This window comes from Hoeflea phototrophica DFL-43, assembly GCF_000154705.2.
GTDB classification, from domain to species: domain Bacteria; phylum Pseudomonadota; class Alphaproteobacteria; order Rhizobiales; family Rhizobiaceae; genus Hoeflea; species Hoeflea phototrophica.
Window position 1 is genome coordinate 140431 of sequence record NZ_CM002917.1, and the last position, 17809, is coordinate 158239.

The following is a 17809-nucleotide window of genomic DNA, read 5'->3' on the forward strand; positions in this document are numbered from 1 at the left end:
TCTGATCACGGATTGCCCAGGCCTGATCGCCTGGGCAATCCCGAATGACTTTGGGGGAGGCAATTTTCATGTCGCAGGTTCAGCGTCCGACGCAGTTGTTCCGCAATCTCAGCAGCAAGATCGCGGCATTGCCGATGATATTCACCGCTCTTGTCGTCTTCGTCGGCGGGACGCTCTGGACGGTGTTCTATTCATTCACCAACTCGAAGCTGCTGCCACGCGAGAAATTTGTCGGCTTTGATCAGTACGAGCGTCTCTGGTCGACCAGCCGTTGGGTGATCTCGATCGAGAATCTGATGCTCTATGGCGTGTTCTCTTTGATCTTTTCACTGGTGATCGGATTTTGTCTGGCCGCGCTGCTCGATCAGAAGATCCGATTTGAGGACACGTTTCGAACGATCCTGCTCTATCCCTTCGCCCTTTCCTTCATTGTCACCGGCCTTGTCTGGCAGTGGCTTCTCAATCCGCAATTTGGCGTCCAGGCCATTGTCCGCGGCTGGGGCTGGGAGAGCTTCACCTTCGATCCGCTCTACAATCCCGATATCGTCATGTTCGGCCTGCTGATCGCCGGGCTGTGGCAAGGCACCGGCTTTATCATGTGTCTCATGCTCGCGGGCCTGCGCGGCATTGACGAAGATATCTGGAAGGCCGCGCGGGTCGACGGCATTCCGATGTGGAAGACCTACCTCTTTATCATCATTCCCATGATGCGGCCGGTGTTCATCACCACGCTTGTGATCATCGCCTCTGGCATCGTCAAGCTCTACGATCTGGTCGTTGCCCAAACCTCCGGTGGGCCTGGCAATGCCTCCGAAGTGCCGGCCAAATATGTCTATGACTACATGTTCCAGGCGCAAAACCTTGGTCAGGGATTTGCCGCATCGACCATGATGCTGCTGACCGTTCTCATCGTTCTGATTCCCTGGGCCTATCTCGAGTTCGGAGGCAAGAAGCATGGTTGATGCTGTTGCAGTTTCGCCGGTTCTTGAACCCGGCCCAAGCGGGCGAAAGCCCCGCAAGACGCTCTCGCGTCGCAATATCTTTCTCTATGGCACGCTGATCATGGTGGCGATGTACTATCTGCTGCCTTTGTACATCATGGTTGTCACCTCCCTGAAAGGCATGCCCGAAATCCGGCTTGGGAATATCTTCGCGCCGCCGGTGGAAATCACATTCGAACCGTGGGTCAAGGCCTGGTCGGAAGCTTGCACCGGGCTCAATTGTGATGGGCTGTCGCGTGGCTTCTGGAACTCCGTGCAAATCACGGTGCCGTCGGTGATTGTCTCGATCGCCATAGCCTCCGTGAACGGCTATGCGCTCGCCAACTGGCGTTTCAAGGGCGCGGATGTGTTCTTCACCATCCTGATTTTCGGAGCCTTCATTCCCTACCAGGTGATGCTTTATCCGATTGTCATCCTGCTCAGGGAGATGGGTATCTATGGCACGCTCTGGGGCCTGGTGGTGGTGCACACCATCTTCGGCATGCCGATTCTGACGCTGCTGTTCCGCAATTATTTCACCTCGCTGCCTGAAGAGCTGTTCAAGGCGGCGCGCGTCGACGGTGCCGGTTTCTGGGGCATCTTCTTCAAGATCATGCTGCCGATGAGCCTGCCGATCTTCGTGGTTGCCATCATCCTTCAGGTCACAGGAATCTGGAACGATTTCCTTTTCGGCGTGGTCTACACCAAGCCCGACATCTACCCGATGACGGTTCAGCTCAACAACATCGTGAATTCTGTGCAGGGCGTGAAGGAGTACAACGTCAACATGGCCGCCACAATTCTCACCGGCCTGGTGCCGCTAACCGTCTACTTCATATCCGGCAAACTGTTTGTCCGCGGCATAGCCGCCGGCGCGGTGAAAGGCTGATCCATGACAAGTGTTGCTATCAAGGACCTGTGCCTGAACTTCGGCTCGGTCAAAGTTCTCAAGAACCTCAACATCGACATCGATGAAGGTGAGTTCCTGGTTCTCCTCGGACCTTCGGGATGCGGCAAGTCCACCCTGCTCAATTGCATCGCCGGCCTTTTGGACGCCTCCGAAGGCCAGATCTTCATCAAAGGCAAGAATGTCACCTGGGAGGAACCCAAGGACCGCGGCATCGGTATGGTGTTCCAATCCTATGCGCTCTATCCGCAGATGTCGGTTGAAGGCAATCTGGCATTCGGCCTGAAAAATGCGAGGATGCCGAAGGACGAGATCGCCAAGCGTATCGCCCGTGCCGCCGAGATCCTGCAGATCGAGCCTTTGCTTCAGCGCAAACCGGCGCAGCTCTCAGGTGGTCAACGGCAGCGCGTCGCCATCGGCCGGGCACTGGTCCGTGATGTGGATGTGTTCCTGTTCGACGAGCCGCTGTCCAACCTCGATGCCAAGCTGCGCGCCGAGTTGCGCGTCGAGATCAAGCGGCTGCATCAACGCCTCAAGAACACCATGATTTACGTCACCCATGACCAGATCGAGGCGCTGACGCTGGCCGATCGGATCGCGATCATGCGCAACGGCATCATTCAGCAGCTCGCCGGTCCGCACGAGATCTACAATCGCCCGGTCAATCTCTATGTTGCCGGCTTCATGGGCTCGCCATCGATGAACTTCCTTCACGGCGAACTGGCGGAGCAGTCAGGAGAGACCGTGTTCCTGTCCAACGGAGTAACCTTTTCGCTTCGCGGCTATGAGACCGAGACAGCACTCGAGCCTGGCCGCAAGGTTGTCCTTGGTGTTAGACCCGAGCACATTCGTGTTGATGAGGACGCGAATGGTGGGGAAACCCACGAGGCGGTCTTCGATATCGAAGAGCCGATGGGATCGGACAATCTTCTCTGGTTGAAATATGCGGGGCAGACCTTGTCGGTGCGGACTGCTGCAACCGGGCGCTACAGTCATGGCGGATCGGTTCGACTTGGCTTCGATATGTCCGTCGCCTCTCTGTTCGACGCAACCTCAGAGCTGCGGATCTGATAGAGTTTCTCAGCTCGAAGCCCCGGTTTTCATCCGGGGTCTTCGGCGCGTCACATGATCTTGCGAGATGAACACAATGTACGAGTATGAAGCCGCGATGGGCGTTGATCTCGCGGGAGAATGGAGCCTCCATTCTGCCGACGGTGAACATCGCGCGGTGATCACCCTGCCAGGCGATGTGCACTCGGCATTGGAACATGCCGGTGTGATCCCCGATCCCTATTTCGGCCGCAACGAAGAACTGGTTCAATGGGTCGTCGAGCGCGACTGGGTGGTGGAACGGACGTTCATGCTGCCCGATCCCTCCGGCAGCTGGTATCTCGACATTGACCATCTCGATACGGTCGCCGTCGTTTTCGTCAATGATGTGCCGGTGCTTTCCGCCGACAACTGCTTCCGTCGCTTCAGGCCCGATGTCATTCACGCGTTGCGGCAAGGCGAAAACACGATCCGCATCATCTTTCATTCGAGTCTGAGCGCGGGCGCCGACCGGCAGGCGCGGCAACCATTCTATGTCCCCTATCACAAGGGGAACTCGCCGCTGCCCAATGGCAACATGTTGCGCAAGCCGCAGTGCCATTTCGGTTGGGACTGGAACATTGCCATCGGCCCGCTTGGACTTTACGGGACAATTGCGCTGCGGCGTCTCGATCCCGCGCGCATCGAACATGTCGAAACCGAGCAGACCCATCATGGGGATGGACTGGTCGACCTCAAGGTCACAGTCACCGTCTATTCCGCCGATCCAGCCGCCATACAAATGCACTTGGATCTCGATGGCGAACGCATTCGTCTCGATATAGGGACCCGGGCCGGCGAGACGCGGGTCACCCATGTGTTCGAGATCGAACAACCGAGGCTCTGGTGGCCGTCCGGATCTGGCGAGCAGGCGCTTTACACGCTGAAAGTCGAGATCGCGGGTGAAAGCGTCACCCGGCAGATCGGCTTGCGCACCGTCGAGCTCATCACCGACAAGGACGAGACGGGCAGCCGCTTCGCGCTCAAGCTCAATGGCCGGGAGATCTTCTGTCGTGGCGCCAACTGGATCCCCGCGGATGCGCTGTTCTCCCGGACCTCGCCTGAAAAAACCGAGGATCTTCTGACCTCCGCGGTTGCTGCGAACATGAACATGATCCGCGTCTGGGGCGGCGGGTTCTACGAGGCGGACTGGTTCTATGATCTTTGTGACCGGCTTGGTCTGATGGTCTGGCAGGATTTCATGTTCGCCTGCAACCTCTACCCCTGCACCGACGAGTTTCTGGAAAATGTCGCCGCCGAAGTCGATTACCAGGTCCGCAGGCTCGCCTCCCACGCTTCGATCGTGCTCTGGTGCGGCGACAACGAGCTGGTCGGGGCTCTGACCTGGTTCGAGGAATCGGTCAACAATCGCGACCGCTATCTCGTGGCCTATGACCGGTTGAACCGGGAGATTGAGCAGGGTGTCAGGAAGGCAAGCCCACAGGCGATCTGGTGGCCCTCCAGCCCGGCCTCTGGTTATCTTGATTATGGCGATGCCTGGCATGCCGACGGTTCGGGTGACATGCATTACTGGTCGGTGTGGCACGAGAACAAGAGCTTCGACAATTACCGCGCGGTGAAGCCGCGCTTCTGCTCCGAGTTCGGCTTCCAGTCCTACACTTCCCTGCCGGTGATCGAGAGCTTTGCCGGCAAGGCGGACATGAACATTTCCTCGCCGGTGATCGAGCTGCACCAGAAGAATGCCGGCGGCAATGAGCGCATTGCCGGCACCATGTTCCGCTATTTCCGCTTTCCCAAGGATTTTGCCAGTTTCGTCTATCTCAGCCAGATCCAGCAGGGGCTGGCGATCGGGACAGCGGTCGACCACTGGCGCTCGCTCAAGCCCCATTGCATGGGCACGCTCTTTTGGCAGCTCAACGACACCTGGCCGGTCGCATCCTGGTCAAGCCTCGACTATGGCGGCAGCTGGAAGGCGTTGCATTATATGGCGCGGCGCTTTTTCCAGCCCGTGGCGGTCGCGGCCATCCCGTCCGAAGACGCAACGAACATCATTCTTTCGATGGTCAATGATACGGCCGAAACCGTGACAATCGACGTGAACCTTTTCGCGCTCTCGACAGCGGGTGATCGCGTGCCAATCAAGACTGTGCAGGGCGATTGCCCGCCTGATCGTGCGGAGGTCTTGCTGCATCTCGACAGCCTGGAAATCCCCGCCGGCGGATTGCTCGCCTGGAGCTTTGTTGCATCCAACGGAATGAAGGGCGAAGGGCATTTTATCAACGGGGCCTACAAATCACTCGAACTGTTCCCATCCGGCATCGAGACTGAAATCTCGGCTTTGCCCGACGGTACTTTCGAACTGACGGTCACCGCATCGGGACTGGCGCTTTTCATCATGATCGAGAGCGAAATGCCGGGCCGTTACTCCGACAACGCCTTCGATCTGGCGCGCGGTGAAAGCCGCCGGATCATATTCACACCCGGCACGCCGGTTTCATCGGACCAGCCACCGGCGTTCCGCCTTCACGATCTCTATTCCAGCCAGTCGGCGGATTAGGACAACCTAACAACAGACCGTCCTGCGGCGCGGGCCGGTCACGGGAGGACTACCCATGAACAAACTAGCTTTCCAACTCTACAGCGCGCGCAATTTTCAGCCGTTCAGTGCGTTTTATCCCGTCCTGGCAGCCGCCGGCTACGATTCCGTCGAAGGCTATGGCGGTATCTATGCGGACCTCGATGACGCAGCTGTCGAGGCGTTGAAGATCGATCTCGATGCCAATGGCCTGATCATGCAAACGGCCCATTTTGGCCTGGACATGCTTGAAAGCGATCCCGCAAAGGTGATCAGGATCGCCAAGGCGCTAGGCATGGAACGGGTCTATTGCCCCCATATCGCCGCCGATTTACGCCCCACGAATCGCATCGGCTGGCAAGCCTTCGCTGCCCGTCTGGAAGCAGTGGGAGAGAAGATCAGCGCCGCAGGCCTTGGCTTTGGCTGGCACAATCATGATTTCGAATTCCAGGCTCTTGATGACGGTACGGTTCCCATGCAGATCCTGCTCGACACGGCGCCAAAGATCGAATGGGAAGCTGACATCGCCTGGATCATTCGCGGCGGCGCTGATCCCTTTGACTGGATCAACCGTTATGGTGACCGCATCACCGCTGTCCACGTCAAGGACATCGCGCCTCAGGGCGAAGCCATGGACGAGGACGGTTGGGCGGATGTCGGCCATGGCACCGTCGATTGGGCGCGGCTGTTCACCGAGCTTCGCGCCAAGACACCGGCAAGGCTCTTCATCATGGAACATGACAACCCCGCGGACGCAACGCGCTTCGCAACGCGCTCGATCGAATGGGTGCGCAACACTTTGGAGCAGCAGGCATGACTGGAAAACTCGGCGTTGGCATCATCGGATGCGGCAATATCTCGACCTCCTATCTTGGCCTTGCTCCGATGTTCAGGGGCTTTGAAATCCGCGCCTGCGCGGACATCAATGCACAAGCCGCGCAAGCGCGTGCCGACGAATATGGCATCCGCGCCGAAACGGTGGATGGCCTTCTCGCCGCCGATGACATCGACATCATCGTCAACCTCACTGTGCCCGCGGTGCACTACGAAGTGTCGGCCAAGGCGCTGGATGCGGGCAAGCATGTCTACTCGGAAAAGCCCTTCGTGCTGTCCGTCGAGGAAGGCCGCGATCTCGCGGCACGCGCAGAAAAGCATGGCCTCAGGGTTGGTTCCGCCCCCGACACATTCCTGGGGGGTGCGCATCAGCTTGCCCGGCATCTGGTCGACCACGGTGATGTCGGCCGGATTATCGGCGGCACCTGCCATGTCCTGAGCCCGGGGATGGAGCATTGGCACCCCAATCCGGACTTCTTTTTCAAGCCCGGCGGCGGGCCGGTGCTTGATCTCGGCCCCTACTACATTTCCAATCTGGTCCAGCTTATCGGCCGCGTCCGCCGTGTTGTGGCGATGTCATCCATCCCCACTCCCGAGCGCAAGATCACCTCAAAGCCACGCCATGGCGAGATGATCAGCGTCGAAACCCCGACCACCATTCATGCGGTGCTGGAGTTTGCCAATGGCGCCCTGGTCACGCTGGGAGCCAGCTGGGACGTCAAGGCCCATGGCCATCGCCCGATGGAGCTCTACGGCACCGAAGCCAGCCTGATTGTGCCAGACCCCAATTTCTTTGGCGGCGAAGTTCAACTGATCGCTCAGGGCGGCGCGACCAAGGATCTGCCCGACTGGAGCCATCCGCTCGGCGTTCCCAATCAGCAGCATGGCCAGGGCATGATGGCCAACTACAGGACTGTCGGCCTTGCCGATATGGCGATTGCCATCATGGAAAACCGGGCGCACCGCTGCTCATTGGATTTCGCTCTGCACGTGGTTGACGTGATGACGGCCATCCTGCACTCCGGGGCGGATGGCCAGTTCAAAACCCTGACCACAAGCTGCGCGCAGCCCGACCCACTTGGTGTGGTGGAGGCTGCAGCGTTGCTGCAAAACTGACCCCAGACAGAAAGGCAGATCACCATGTGGACACCCGCACCCGGCCGATACGACAAGATGGTTTACCGCCGCACCGGCCGCTCCGGCCTGAAATTGCCGGCGCTTTCGCTCGGCCTTTGGCACAATTTCGGTGGTGATACGCACCATGAAATCAAGCGCGAGATGTGCCGCACCGCTTTTGATCTGGGCATCACCCATTTCGATCTGGCCAACAATTACGGCCCGCCCCCAGGGTCGGCGGAATCCGCATTTGGCGAGATCCTCAAAACTGATTTCCACGGTCTGCGCGATGAGATGATCATTTCGTCCAAAGCCGGCTATGGAATGTGGCCTGGTCCCTATGGCGAATGGGGCAGCCGCAAATATCTCATCGCCAGCTGCGATCAGAGTCTCAAGCGCATGGGCCTCGACTACGTCGATATCTTCTATTCCCACCGTTTTGATCCTGACACGCCGCTTGAAGAGACCATGCAGGCGCTGGATTACATCGTCCGTTCCGGCCGTGCGCTCTATGCCGGGATTTCGAGCTACAATTCCAAGCGGACAAAGGAAGCCGCCGCAATCCTCAAGGATCTTGGCACACCCTGCCTGATCCATCAGCCAAGCTATTCGATGATCAACCGCTGGGTCGAGGATGACGGTCTGCTCGACACGCTGGACGAGGAAGGCATCGGTTCGATCGTGTTTTCGCCGCTGGCCCAGGGCATGCTGACCAGCAAATACCTTGGTGGCATCCCCGAGGACAGCCGCGCTGCGCAGGAAAAATCGCTCAATGCGGATTTCCTCAACGAGCGCAATCTGGCCAACATCCGCGGCCTTGACGCGATCGCCAAACGTCGTGGCCAGACACTGGCGCAAATGGCCATAGCCTGGGTGCTGCGCGGCGGCCGGGTGACCACGGCGCTGATCGGCGCCAGCCGTCCGCAACAGATCATCGATTGTGTCGGGGCGCTCGACAATCTCGATTTCACCGAGGCCGAGTTGAGCGAGATCGATACCTTCGCCCGCGATGCCGACATCAACCTGTGGGCGGCTTCATCCGAGCGTAAGGGACCCAAGAGAAAATGATCACCAACCCGATTCTGCCCGGCTTCAATCCCGACCCATCCATCTGCCGGGCAGGAGCGGACTATTACATCGCCACATCCACATTCGAATGGTACCCCGGCGTTCAGATCCATCACTCGACGGATCTGGTCAACTGGCGTCTGGTTTGCCGCCCTCTCGACCGCGAAAGCCAGCTCGACATGCGCGGCAACCCGGATTCCTGCGGCGTCTGGGCGCCCTGCCTGTCCTACGCCGACGGTCTTTTCTGGCTTGTCTACACCGATGTCAAACGGCTTGATGGCAACTTCAAGGACGCCCACAACTACATCGTAACCGCGCCGTCGATCACCGGCCCCTGGTCCGATCCGGTCTATGTCAATTCGTCGGGTTTCGATCCGTCGCTGTTCCACGATGATGACGGCCGCAAATGGTTCCTCAACATGGTCTGGAACCACCGCACGGATTCTGTTGGTGGGAGCCCCAAACACCCGGCCTTCGCAGGCATTCTGCTACAGGAATATGACGCGGACGCCGGCAAGCTGATCGGCAAGCCTCAGAACGTCTTTGCCGGCAGTGATCACGGTCTGGTCGAGGGGTCGCACGTCTTCAAGCGCGATGGGTGGTACTATCTCACCGTCGCCGAGGGCGGGACCGGTTACGAACACGCTGTCACCATGGCGCGGTCACGTGCGCTTGCCGGGCCCTATGAGCTGCATCCCGACACCTTCCTGATGACCTCCAAGGACGCGCCCGAAGCGCCGCTGCAGCGCGCAGGCCATGGCCAGATGATCGAAACCCCGGATGGTGAGGTCTATCATACCCATCTGTGCTCACGCCCGCTGCCCGGACTCCGGCGTTCGCCGCTGGGCCGCGAAACCGCTTTGCAGAAATGCACCTGGGGTGAGGATGGCTGGCTGCGGCTTGCCCAGAGAGGGCTTGTGCCCGACGTGACGGTCGAATCGCCCGATCCCGAAAGCCGCAGAACGCCACCCGTTGCAGTCCGTCGAACATTCGCCGGTGAGCGGCTTCCCGATGAATTCCAGTGGCTCAGGACACCTCATCCGGACCGCCTGTTCACTCTGACCGGTTCGGCCCTGCGTTTGCATGCACGCGAATCGATCGGGAGCTGGTTCGAACAGGCCCTGGTGGCAAGGCGGCAGGAGCACCTTAAGTTCCGTGCCGAGACCACACTGCGCTTTGAACCGGGGAATTTTCAGCAGGCAGCCGGCCTTGTTCACTACTACAACCGGCACAAATTTCATTTCCTTGCCGTCACCTGGCATGAGCAGCTTGGACGGTCGCTGTCCATTCTGAGCTGCCCCGGAGACTGGCCGGATAGCAGAATGGAGTTTCCCCTCAAGACCCCGGTGGCGCTTCCGGGAGACGGACCGGTCGATCTCGCTATGGATGTCGATGGCGCGGAAATCGTATTCTCCCACCGGATACCTGGCGGTGAGTGGCAGCGCATTGGCCCTATGCTCGACGCCAGTGTGATTTCCGATGAGGGCGGGCGTGGCGAGCATGCCTCCTTCACCGGAGCCTTCGTTGGCATGGCAGCTTTCGATACCTCCGGCAGTGCGATCGCCGCGGATTTCGAGCAATTTGCCTATATGCCGGAAGAGGGATGATGCGCAGCGCACTCTGCATCTATGAGATTGCCACCGGCACGGTCGAGGAGGTGCTCGCAACGCCCCGCCTGATTGAGGCTCCGAACTGGACGCCGGACGGCGTGGCGCTGATCGTCAATGGTGATGGCCGCATGTTCCGGGTGCCGCTGGAAGCGCCGGATCTTGTGCCGATCGACACCAGTCACGCGATAAACTGCAACAATGATCACGGTGTTTCGCCCGATGGCGAGAGGTTGGTCATCAGTGATTCCACCGATACGGGCCAGTCCTGCATTTGGGTGTTGCCGATTGCAGGAGGCATTCCCGAGCGGATCACTGGCCAGGTTCCCTCCTGGTGGCACGGGTGGTCGCCTGACGGAAGCACGCTGGCCTATGTCGGCCGCCGTGATGATGGGTTTGGCATCTACACGATATCTCTTGCGGGGGGTGATGAAGAGCATCTGATCAGCGGCGGCGGCCATTATGACGGCCCGGACTACTCTCCCGATGGCGCCTTCATCTGGTTCAACTCCGACCGTACCGGAAGTATGGATCTCTGGCGCATCCCCGCAGCCGGCGGGGAGCCGCAACAAATGACCCGCGACGACCGGGCGAACTGGTTCCCGCATCCCGCACCCGATGGCCGTTCGGTCCTTTATCTCAGTTATGCGCCGCGGACCGAGGGCCACCCGCGCGACCGCGATGTCGAGCTCAGATTGCTCGATCTGGCCGACCAGTCGGTCCGCACCTTGTTGTCACTCTTCGGTGGCCAGGGGACGATCAATGTGCCTTGCTGGTCGCCCGATGGTTCTCGCTTCGCATTCGTTCGCTACCAGCCTGCCGAAGCCAATTGACGAGAACCGGCCGTCAATGGCGCATGTCAGTCTCTCAGCCAGCTCACCAATGGGGCGGCTTCTGGTTGGCGGCGGGTGCCTCGGCACCATCTTCAAGCTCTTCAAAACGGTCGGCCAGCCGCGCAAGGTCCCGCCGCAGTTTCTCGTTTTCCTTCCAGCCTTCAGTGAGCTGGCGTGACAGGTCTTCGATTGCCGCCTGCTGATGCGCCACCAGCTCTTCCAGCCGCATCAGCCGGGCTTCGTCATCCGCATTCATCGGCAAATCTCCGCAAGTTTTTCACGCCAGAGCTCTGGCAAGGCGACCGGCCGCCGGGTGGCCTTGTCGACATAGACATGAACAAACCGGCCATCCGCAAAGGCTTTCTGTGCCTCGTTGCGATAAAGGCCGATTTCATAAGTGACCGAAGAGCCGCCCAGCCGTTCCACTGCAATCCCGGCGCTGATCCGGTCCGGAAACGCAGCTTCGGCGTGATAGCGGCATCCGGTTTCCACCACCAGCCCGATCATTGACCCGTTCAGCGGATCAAGCAGACCTGCCTCGATCAGCCATTGATTGACCGCCGTGTCGAACAGCTTGTAATGCACCACATTGTTCATGTGGCCGTAAATGTCATTGTCTTCCCAGCGGGTTTGCAGCTCCATGAAGGCAACGAACCGGGAGCGCCCTGAAGGCGGTAGACGGCTCATGACTGTCTCCTCACCAGGCTGGTTATTGCTGCCCTTTCCAGACCGATCTCCCGCAGACCCCGGTCGGTGACAAACATCACCTTGTCCCCCAGCATTGCTGCAGCGTGCTGTCCGAGTTCGGCTGTTGCACCCGCTTTGCATACAATTTGTGCAGTGGTGTTGAAAACAAAAGGCTGCAAGCTCGTCTCCTCATTTGAATCTGGACTTTGCTTTCAGAACTGTCGAGACTAGGACAAAGGTCGAACCCGCGACAGGGCCGGGCGACGGCGAACCATAAAAAAAATGACGAGGGCACATGAACGATATTGCCATTGAACTCAAGGGCATCGACAAGAGCTTCGGGCTCGTTCAAGCTAACAAAAACATCAATCTGACTGTCCGCAAAGGCACCATTCACGGCATTATCGGAGAAAATGGTGCCGGCAAATCGACTCTGATGTCGATCCTCTATGGATTCTATCAGGCTGATAAGGGCGACATCTTCATTGATGGCCGCAAGACCGTGATCAAGGATCCCAATGCGGCGATCGCCTCCGGGATCGGCATGGTTCACCAGCATTTCATGCTGGTCGAGAATTTTACCGTTCTTGAGAATGTCATGCTCGGAGCCGAGGAAAGCCAGATTCTGACGGCCGGCATTTCAAAGGCGCGTGACGAGCTCAGGCGGCTCGAAGAGGAATATGAACTCGAGGTCGATCCCGATGCCATCATCGAGGAACTGCCCGTTGGCATCCAGCAGCGCGTTGAAATCCTCAAGGCGCTGTACCGCGGCGCGGAAATCCTGATTCTGGATGAGCCGACCGGCGTTCTGACCCCTGCTGAGGCCGATCACCTGTTCCGGATCCTTGAACAGCTCAAGGCCGAAGGCAAAACCATCATGCTGATCACTCACAAGTTGCGGGAGATCATGGCCGTGACCGATGAGGTGTCGGTGATGCGGCGAGGCGAGATGGTCGCAACCCGCACTACGGCTGATACATCGGTCGAAGAACTGGCCGAGCTGATGGTCGGCCGCCGGGTGCTTCTCCAGGTCGACAAGGGCCCTGCCTCGCCAGGTGAGGTGGCGTTGTCGGTTGAAGGTCTGACTGTCCGCGATTCCCGCGGCGTCGATATGGTCAAGGATGTCTCGCTTCAGGTCCGCGCCGGGGAAATTGTCGGCGTCGCCGGTGTCGCCGGCAACGGCCAGTCGGAGCTGCTGGAGGCGATCACTGGTATCCGTCGCGGGGTCAGTGGCCGGGTGCTGCTTCAGGGCCAGCCGATCCATGTCACCGGTGAAGCAGACCCCGCAGAGTTGCGTCACCGCGGACTGGCGCATGTGCCTGAGGACCGCCAGCATATGGGCCTGGTTCTCAAGTTCGATGAGAGCGAAAACTCTATTCTCGGCTATCATGACGATGGGAAATATCTCAATGGCGTGTTTCTCAATACCGATGCGATCCGCGAGGATGCCGTTGCAAAGATTGAGAAATACGATATCCGCCCTCCCAATCCGCGCCTGAAGACGGCCAATTTTTCCGGTGGCAACCAGCAGAAGATCGTTCTGGCCCGTGAAATGGAGCGCGATCCACCGGTGCTGGTCATCGGCCAACCCACCCGCGGTGTCGATGTTGGGGCCATTGAATTCATTCACAAGCGCATCATCGAGATGCGCGATGCCGGAAAAGCGGTGCTGCTGGTCTCTGTCGAGCTTGATGAAATCCGCTCTCTGGCTGACAGGATTCTGGTGATGTTCGATGGCCGGATCGTTGGTGAGAGGTCGCCCGAGACCAGCGAGGGCGAACTGGGCCTGCTGATGGCCGGTGTGGAAGATACCAAGGAGGCGGCAGAATGAGTGCGCCCTATGCGAAATTGCCGGCCTGGGTCGACTATGGCCTGATCCCGCTGATCAATCTTGTGGTGGCCTTCATGGTTGCGGGGCTTGTGGTTCTGGCAGTGGGTGAAAGCCCGCTACGGGCTGCGAGCCTGCTGATTCAGGGTGCCTTTGGGTATGGCGAGGGCATCGGCTTCACGCTTTACTATGCCACCAACTTCATCTTCACCGGGCTTGCCGTCGCCGTTGCATTCCATTGTGGACTGTTCAACATCGGCGGTGAAGGGCAGGCCTATGTGGCTGGTCTCGGTGTGGCACTGCCGATCCTCTGGCTCGACCAGATCATGCCCTGGTATGTGGTGTTTCCCGCCGCCATTCTGGGTTCGGCCCTGGTTGGCGCGGCCTGGGCCTTCATCCCGGGCTGGCTGCAGGCCAAGCGCGGCAGCCACGTGGTCATCACCACGATCATGTTCAACTTCATCGCTTCGAGCCTGATGGTCTATGTGCTCGTCGATGTTCTCAAGCCGGCCGGCTCTATGGCGCCGCAGACCCGTACCTTTGAGGAGGGCGGACAGTTGCCCCGGCTCGATTGGCTGCTGTCGCCCTTCGGATTGGACATTGGCGGGGCTCCGTTCAATCTGTCCTTTCTGCTCGCGCTTGTGGCAGCCTTCGTGGTCTGGGTGGTGATCTGGAGAACCAGGCTCGGTTATGAGATCCGCACCATGGGGCACAGCCCGAAAGCCGCACGTTATGCGGGGATCAAGGAAAGCCGGATCATCATCATCACCATGATGATGTCCGGCGCGCTTGCGGGCATGATGGCCCTCAACCCGATCATGGGTGACCAGCACCGCATGCAGCTTGATTTTGTCACCGGTGCAGGCTTTGTCGGCATCGCCGTTGCGCTCATGGGCCGGTCCCATCCCGTCGGTATCGTGCCCGCGGCGATCCTGTTCGGTGTGCTCTACCAGGGCGGCGCGGAAATCTCCTTTGAGATGCCGCAGATTTCGCGTGACATGATCACCATCATTCAGGGTCTGGTGATCCTGTTTGCCGGTGCGCTTGAAAACATGTTCCGCCCGGCCATCACCACCTTTTTTGCCACATTGGGTTCGGCCGGAGAGACCAAAACCGCGCCAGCGGCGGAGTGAAATCATGATGGAAACCTTCGACACACTTATTGTCATCCTCCAGTCAACGGTGCGGGTGTCCGTGCCGCTGATCCTGGCCGCACTTGCCGGGCTCTACTCGGAGCGGGCCGGTATCTTCGACATCGGCCTTGAGGGCAAGATGCTGGCGGCCGCCTTTGCCGGTGGTGCCGCCGCCGCAGTCACCGCTTCGGCGCTGATGGGCCTTGCCGCGGCAATTTTCGTCTCGGTCTGCCTGGCGCTGGTTCACGCCTTTGCCTCGATCACCCAGCGTGGCAACCAGATCGTCTCTGGCGTGGCAATCAACTTCATCGCGCTTGGCGCTACCGTGATCCTTGGGCAAGCCTGGTTTCAGCAGGGCGGCCGCACCCCGCAACTGGTCGAAGGCGCGCGCTTCTCGACCGTCGAGCTGCCCTTCGCCGCTGAAATTGCCAATGTGCCGATCCTGGGGTCGATCTATTCCAACCTTCTGTCAGGCCATTTCCTTCTGACCTATCTCGCCTTTGCGCTTGTGCCGTTCACCTGGTGGGTGCTTTACCGCACCCGCTTCGGTTTGCGGCTGCGTGCCGTCGGCGAGAACCCCGGTGCGGTCGACACCGCCGGGATCTCTGTCACGTGGATGCGGTACCGCGCCGTCATCTGCTGCGGTATTCTCTGCGGCATCGCCGGCGCCTATCTGTCGATGGCAATGACCGCAGGCTTCGTCAAAGGCATGACGGCGGGCAAGGGCTTTATCGCGCTTGCGGCTCTGATCTTTGCCAAATGGAAGCCGGTCAACGTCATGTTCGCCTGCCTGCTGTTCGGCTTTCTCGATGCCATGTCGATCCGCATGCAGGGCAATGCGCTGCCGCTGATCGGCGAAGTGCCGGTGCAGTTGATGCAGGCCTTGCCTTACATTCTGACCGTTGTCCTCCTCGCCGGTTTTATCGGCAAGGCGATCCCGCCCAAAGCCGGTGGTGTGCCTTACGTCAAGGAGCGTTGAGATGTCTCAGGACCTGTTCGAAGCCGCGCGCGATGCAATGGCGCTGTGCCATGCGCCCTATTCGAAGTTCCCTGTTGGCGCGGCGATCCGCGCCGAAGACGGGGCAATCTATGCCGGTGCAAACATTGAAGTTCTTTCCTTCCCCGAAGGCTGGTGTGCCGAGACGACCGCCATTGGCCACATGATCATGGCGGGCGCGCGGCGAATCCGCGAAGTCGCGGTGATCGCGGAAAAGCTCGAACTCTGCCCGCCCTGTGGGGGTTGCCGTCAGCGGCTGGCGGAATTCGCCGATCCCGATACGCTGATTCATCTCTGCGATGCTCAGGGTGTGAAGCAGACATTGCGAATGGACGAATTGCTCCCCTTCGGCTTCAAGACGGAGGTCATTGGATGAAGTCTGTCACAGACATTCTGACCGACCGTTTGCGCGGGCTGCTGCCACGCCATGCAATGATTCTGGGATCCGGGCTGGGTTCCCTGGTCGAGACCGTGACCGACCCGGTTCGCATTCCCTATGGCGATCTGCCCGGTTTCCCGGTGAGCGGTGTCTCCGGCCATGCTGGCGAAGTGGTGGCAGGGTTGATCGGCAACACCCCGGTGATGATGCTGTCGGGCCGTGCCCACTACTATGAACATGCCCGTGCTGACGCGATGCGCCCCCCGCTTGAAGCGCTGCAGGGGATTGGCGTTACCAATCTGATCCTGACCAATGCTGCCGGGTCACTTCGCGAGGACATGCCGCCCGGATCGGTGATGCGGATCACCGATCACATCAATTTCTCGGGCTCCAACCCGTTGTTCGGCGAACCCAGCGACCGCCGTTTCGTCGGCCTGACCAATGCCTATGACGTCGACTTCGGCGCCAGGATGAAGGCAGCGGCTGAAGCCACCGGAACGCCTCTTCATGAGGGTGTCTATATGTGGTTTTCCGGCCCCAGCTTCGAGACCCCGGCGGAGATCCGCATGGCCCGTATCATCGGGGCGGACGCGGTCGGCATGTCGACGGTTCCTGAGGTGATACTGGCGCGGTTTCTTGGAATGAAGGTCGCTGCAGCCTCGGTGATCACCAATTATGCAGCCGGGATGACCGGAGGCGAGCTTTCCCATCAGGAGACCAAGGACATGGCGCCGGTCGGTGGAAAACGGCTTGCAGCCATCCTGACTCACGCTCTTGGAGGAGAGGCATGACCAACAAAACCGCTGCGCTGGCCGCGACTGGCCGGCAGGAGACGGGATCGCAACTGGTCTCGCTTGCCCCGGCGCACAAGCGCAATATGGGGACCGAATTTCTGCCCGCGATGTTCGAAAACATGTCGGTCAACCTGTCCGCCACCGAACGCCGCATCGCGACGCTGGGTGCACGCCGCACCGTCAAGAAGAACTGGCAGGCCGCCTGGCTGATCCGGGCGATCGAATGCATCGATCTGACCACGCTCGCCGGCGACGACACGCCGGGCAAGGTAGAGCGGCTTTGTGCTAAGGCGCGCAATCCGTTGCGTGCCGATCTGCGCAAGGCTTTGGGCCTCGATGACTACGCCCTGACCACCGGCGCGGTCTGCGTCTATCCGATGATGGTGTCGACCGCGGTGCGCGCGCTGGAGGGCTCCGGGGTTCCCGTTGCATCCGTTGCGACCGGCTTTCCCGCAGGCCTCACTCCGATGAAGGATCGCCTTGCGGAAATCACCTATGCGGTCGGCGAAGGCGCTGAGGAAATCGATATCGTCATCTCCCGCCGCCATGTTCTGACTGGCAACTGGTCGGCACTCTATGACGAGGTCCGAAGGATGCGCGAGGCCTGCGGCGAGGCGCACATGAAGGCCATTCTGTCCACCGGCGAACTCAAGACGCTCTCCAATGTCTACAAGGCGTCAATGGTCTCGATGATGGCGGGCGCGGATTTCGTCAAGACATCGACCGGCATGGAAGCGGTCAATGCGACATTGCCCGTAAGTCTGACGATGGTCCGCTCGGTGCGCGACTACTTTGAATTCACCGGGCAGATCTGCGGTTTCAAGCCGGCGGGCGGCATTCGCACCTCTAAGGACGCGATCGCCTGGCTGGTCCTGATGAAGGAGGAGCTCGGCAATGACTGGATCAAGCCCGATCTGTTCCGCTTTGGCGCCAGCGCGCTGCTTGGCGATATCGAGCGCCAGATTGAACACCACGTGACCGGCCGGTACGCCTCGTCCGACCGCCACGGCATGGCGTGAGG

At 59.8% G+C, this 17809-nt stretch carries 18 protein-coding genes; 15 read left to right on the top strand and 3 right to left on the bottom strand.

What is annotated here, in order from left to right; all coding sequences use genetic code 11:
* Positions 1-68 precede the first annotated feature (68 nt).
* The 9 genes from HPDFL43_RS00625 (at position 69) to HPDFL43_RS00665 (ending at position 10970) form a co-directional block, all read left to right on the top strand.
* Entirely contained in the window at positions 69-962 is an 894-nt protein-coding gene (locus HPDFL43_RS00625) for a carbohydrate ABC transporter permease (protein WP_052093245.1), read from the top strand.
* A complete protein-coding gene (locus HPDFL43_RS00630) occupies positions 955-1869 on the top strand; it encodes a carbohydrate ABC transporter permease (protein WP_007199611.1) in 915 nt (304 codons plus the stop codon). The genes HPDFL43_RS00625 and HPDFL43_RS00630 overlap by 8 nt, the downstream gene beginning before the upstream one ends.
* 3 nt (positions 1870-1872) lie before the next feature.
* Entirely contained in the window at positions 1873-2958 is a 1086-nt protein-coding gene (locus HPDFL43_RS00635) for an ABC transporter ATP-binding protein (RefSeq protein ID WP_007199612.1), read from the top strand.
* A 67-nt stretch (positions 2959-3025) separates the two neighbouring features.
* The gene (locus HPDFL43_RS00640) at positions 3026-5494 is read left to right on the top strand and encodes a beta-mannosidase (protein WP_007199613.1); all 2469 of its coding nucleotides are present in this window, start codon (positions 3026-3028) and stop codon (positions 5492-5494) included.
* Between the two features lie 55 nt (positions 5495-5549).
* Complete coding sequence (locus tag HPDFL43_RS00645; RefSeq protein WP_007199614.1) at positions 5550-6329, top strand: sugar phosphate isomerase/epimerase family protein; 780 nt, start codon at positions 5550-5552, stop codon at positions 6327-6329.
* Complete coding sequence (locus tag HPDFL43_RS00650) at positions 6326-7462, top strand: Gfo/Idh/MocA family protein (RefSeq protein ID WP_007199615.1); 1137 nt, start codon at positions 6326-6328, stop codon at positions 7460-7462. Before HPDFL43_RS00645 ends, HPDFL43_RS00650 begins: the two co-directional genes overlap by 4 nt.
* Before the next feature lie 24 nt (positions 7463-7486).
* Positions 7487-8530 carry an L-glyceraldehyde 3-phosphate reductase gene (gene mgrA, locus HPDFL43_RS00655; protein ID WP_040448856.1) on the top strand — a complete coding sequence of 348 codons (1044 nt, stop codon included), beginning with the start codon at positions 7487-7489 and terminating at the stop codon, positions 8528-8530.
* A complete protein-coding gene (locus HPDFL43_RS00660; protein WP_007199617.1) occupies positions 8527-10137 on the top strand; it encodes a glycoside hydrolase family 43 protein in 1611 nt (536 codons plus the stop codon). The genes mgrA and HPDFL43_RS00660 overlap by 4 nt, the downstream gene beginning before the upstream one ends.
* Positions 10137-10970 carry a TolB family protein gene (locus HPDFL43_RS00665; protein WP_040449452.1) on the top strand — a complete coding sequence of 278 codons (834 nt, stop codon included), beginning with the start codon at positions 10137-10139 and terminating at the stop codon, positions 10968-10970. The genes HPDFL43_RS00660 and HPDFL43_RS00665 overlap by 1 nt, the downstream gene beginning before the upstream one ends.
* A gap of 43 nt (positions 10971-11013) precedes the next feature.
* Here HPDFL43_RS00665 and HPDFL43_RS00670 read toward each other — a convergent pair whose 3' ends face one another.
* The 3 genes from HPDFL43_RS00670 to HPDFL43_RS00680 are packed head-to-tail and all read right to left on the bottom strand — an operon-like array spanning position 11014 to position 11836.
* On the bottom strand, positions 11014-11226 hold the full coding sequence (locus HPDFL43_RS00670) for a SlyX family protein (RefSeq protein WP_007199619.1): 213 nt from the start codon (positions 11224-11226) through the stop codon (positions 11014-11016).
* A complete protein-coding gene (locus tag HPDFL43_RS00675; protein ID WP_040448858.1) occupies positions 11223-11657 on the bottom strand; it encodes an acyl-CoA thioesterase in 435 nt (144 codons plus the stop codon). Before HPDFL43_RS00675 ends, HPDFL43_RS00670 begins: the two co-directional genes overlap by 4 nt.
* Positions 11654-11836 (bottom strand): hypothetical protein, encoded by a 183-nt coding sequence (locus HPDFL43_RS00680; protein ID WP_040448860.1) that lies wholly within the window; start codon positions 11834-11836, stop codon positions 11654-11656. Before HPDFL43_RS00680 ends, HPDFL43_RS00675 begins: the two co-directional genes overlap by 4 nt.
* A gap of 116 nt (positions 11837-11952) precedes the next feature.
* Between HPDFL43_RS00680 and HPDFL43_RS00685 the strand changes: the two genes are divergently transcribed.
* The 6 genes from HPDFL43_RS00685 (at position 11953) to deoC (ending at position 17807) form a co-directional block, all read left to right on the top strand.
* Entirely contained in the window at positions 11953-13488 is a 1536-nt protein-coding gene (locus HPDFL43_RS00685; RefSeq protein ID WP_007199621.1) for an ABC transporter ATP-binding protein, read from the top strand.
* Entirely contained in the window at positions 13485-14618 is a 1134-nt protein-coding gene (locus tag HPDFL43_RS00690; RefSeq protein ID WP_007199622.1) for an ABC transporter permease, read from the top strand. Before HPDFL43_RS00685 ends, HPDFL43_RS00690 begins: the two co-directional genes overlap by 4 nt.
* 7 nt (positions 14619-14625) lie before the next feature.
* On the top strand, positions 14626-15597 hold the full coding sequence (locus tag HPDFL43_RS00695; RefSeq protein WP_007199623.1) for an ABC transporter permease: 972 nt from the start codon (positions 14626-14628) through the stop codon (positions 15595-15597).
* Between the two features lies 1 nt (position 15598).
* Positions 15599-15991, top strand: a complete 393-nt coding sequence (locus HPDFL43_RS00700) for a cytidine deaminase (RefSeq protein WP_007199624.1) — start codon at positions 15599-15601, stop codon at positions 15989-15991.
* On the top strand, positions 15988-16785 hold the full coding sequence (locus HPDFL43_RS00705; protein WP_007199625.1) for a purine-nucleoside phosphorylase: 798 nt from the start codon (positions 15988-15990) through the stop codon (positions 16783-16785). The genes HPDFL43_RS00700 and HPDFL43_RS00705 overlap by 4 nt, the downstream gene beginning before the upstream one ends.
* An 86-nt stretch (positions 16786-16871) precedes the next feature.
* Positions 16872-17807 (top strand): deoxyribose-phosphate aldolase, encoded by a 936-nt coding sequence (gene deoC, locus HPDFL43_RS00710; RefSeq protein ID WP_040449454.1) that lies wholly within the window; start codon positions 16872-16874, stop codon positions 17805-17807.
* Positions 17808-17809: the final 2 nt, after the last annotated feature.

Excerpts from the sequence above, each read along its gene's own strand:
- HPDFL43_RS00700 (WP_007199624.1), top strand. The coding sequence starts at position 15,599 with ATGTCTCAGGACCTGTTCGAAGCCGCGCGCGATGCAATGGCGCTGTGC.
- mgrA (WP_040448856.1), top strand. The coding sequence starts at position 7,487 with ATGTGGACACCCGCACCCGGCCGATACGACAAGATGGTTTACCGCCGC.
- HPDFL43_RS00625 (WP_052093245.1), top strand. The coding sequence starts at position 69 with ATGTCGCAGGTTCAGCGTCCGACGCAGTTGTTCCGCAATCTCAGCAGC.
- HPDFL43_RS00665 (WP_040449452.1), top strand. The coding sequence starts at position 10,137 with ATGCGCAGCGCACTCTGCATCTATGAGATTGCCACCGGCACGGTCGAG.
- HPDFL43_RS00640 (WP_007199613.1), top strand. The coding sequence starts at position 3,026 with ATGAACACAATGTACGAGTATGAAGCCGCGATGGGCGTTGATCTCGCG.
- HPDFL43_RS00675 (WP_040448858.1), bottom strand. The coding sequence starts at position 11,657 with ATGAGCCGTCTACCGCCTTCAGGGCGCTCCCGGTTCGTTGCCTTCATG.
- HPDFL43_RS00635 (WP_007199612.1), top strand. The coding sequence starts at position 1,873 with ATGACAAGTGTTGCTATCAAGGACCTGTGCCTGAACTTCGGCTCGGTC.
- HPDFL43_RS00670 (WP_007199619.1), bottom strand. The coding sequence starts at position 11,226 with ATGAATGCGGATGACGAAGCCCGGCTGATGCGGCTGGAAGAGCTGGTG.
- HPDFL43_RS00685 (WP_007199621.1), top strand. The coding sequence starts at position 11,953 with ATGAACGATATTGCCATTGAACTCAAGGGCATCGACAAGAGCTTCGGG.
- HPDFL43_RS00690 (WP_007199622.1), top strand. The coding sequence starts at position 13,485 with ATGAGTGCGCCCTATGCGAAATTGCCGGCCTGGGTCGACTATGGCCTG.
- HPDFL43_RS00645 (WP_007199614.1), top strand. The coding sequence starts at position 5,550 with ATGAACAAACTAGCTTTCCAACTCTACAGCGCGCGCAATTTTCAGCCG.
- HPDFL43_RS00630 (WP_007199611.1), top strand. The coding sequence starts at position 955 with ATGGTTGATGCTGTTGCAGTTTCGCCGGTTCTTGAACCCGGCCCAAGC.
- deoC (WP_040449454.1), top strand. The coding sequence starts at position 16,872 with ATGGGGACCGAATTTCTGCCCGCGATGTTCGAAAACATGTCGGTCAAC.
- HPDFL43_RS00660 (WP_007199617.1), top strand. The coding sequence starts at position 8,527 with ATGATCACCAACCCGATTCTGCCCGGCTTCAATCCCGACCCATCCATC.
- HPDFL43_RS00695 (WP_007199623.1), top strand. The coding sequence starts at position 14,626 with ATGGAAACCTTCGACACACTTATTGTCATCCTCCAGTCAACGGTGCGG.
- HPDFL43_RS00650 (WP_007199615.1), top strand. The coding sequence starts at position 6,326 with ATGACTGGAAAACTCGGCGTTGGCATCATCGGATGCGGCAATATCTCG.
- HPDFL43_RS00705 (WP_007199625.1), top strand. The coding sequence starts at position 15,988 with ATGAAGTCTGTCACAGACATTCTGACCGACCGTTTGCGCGGGCTGCTG.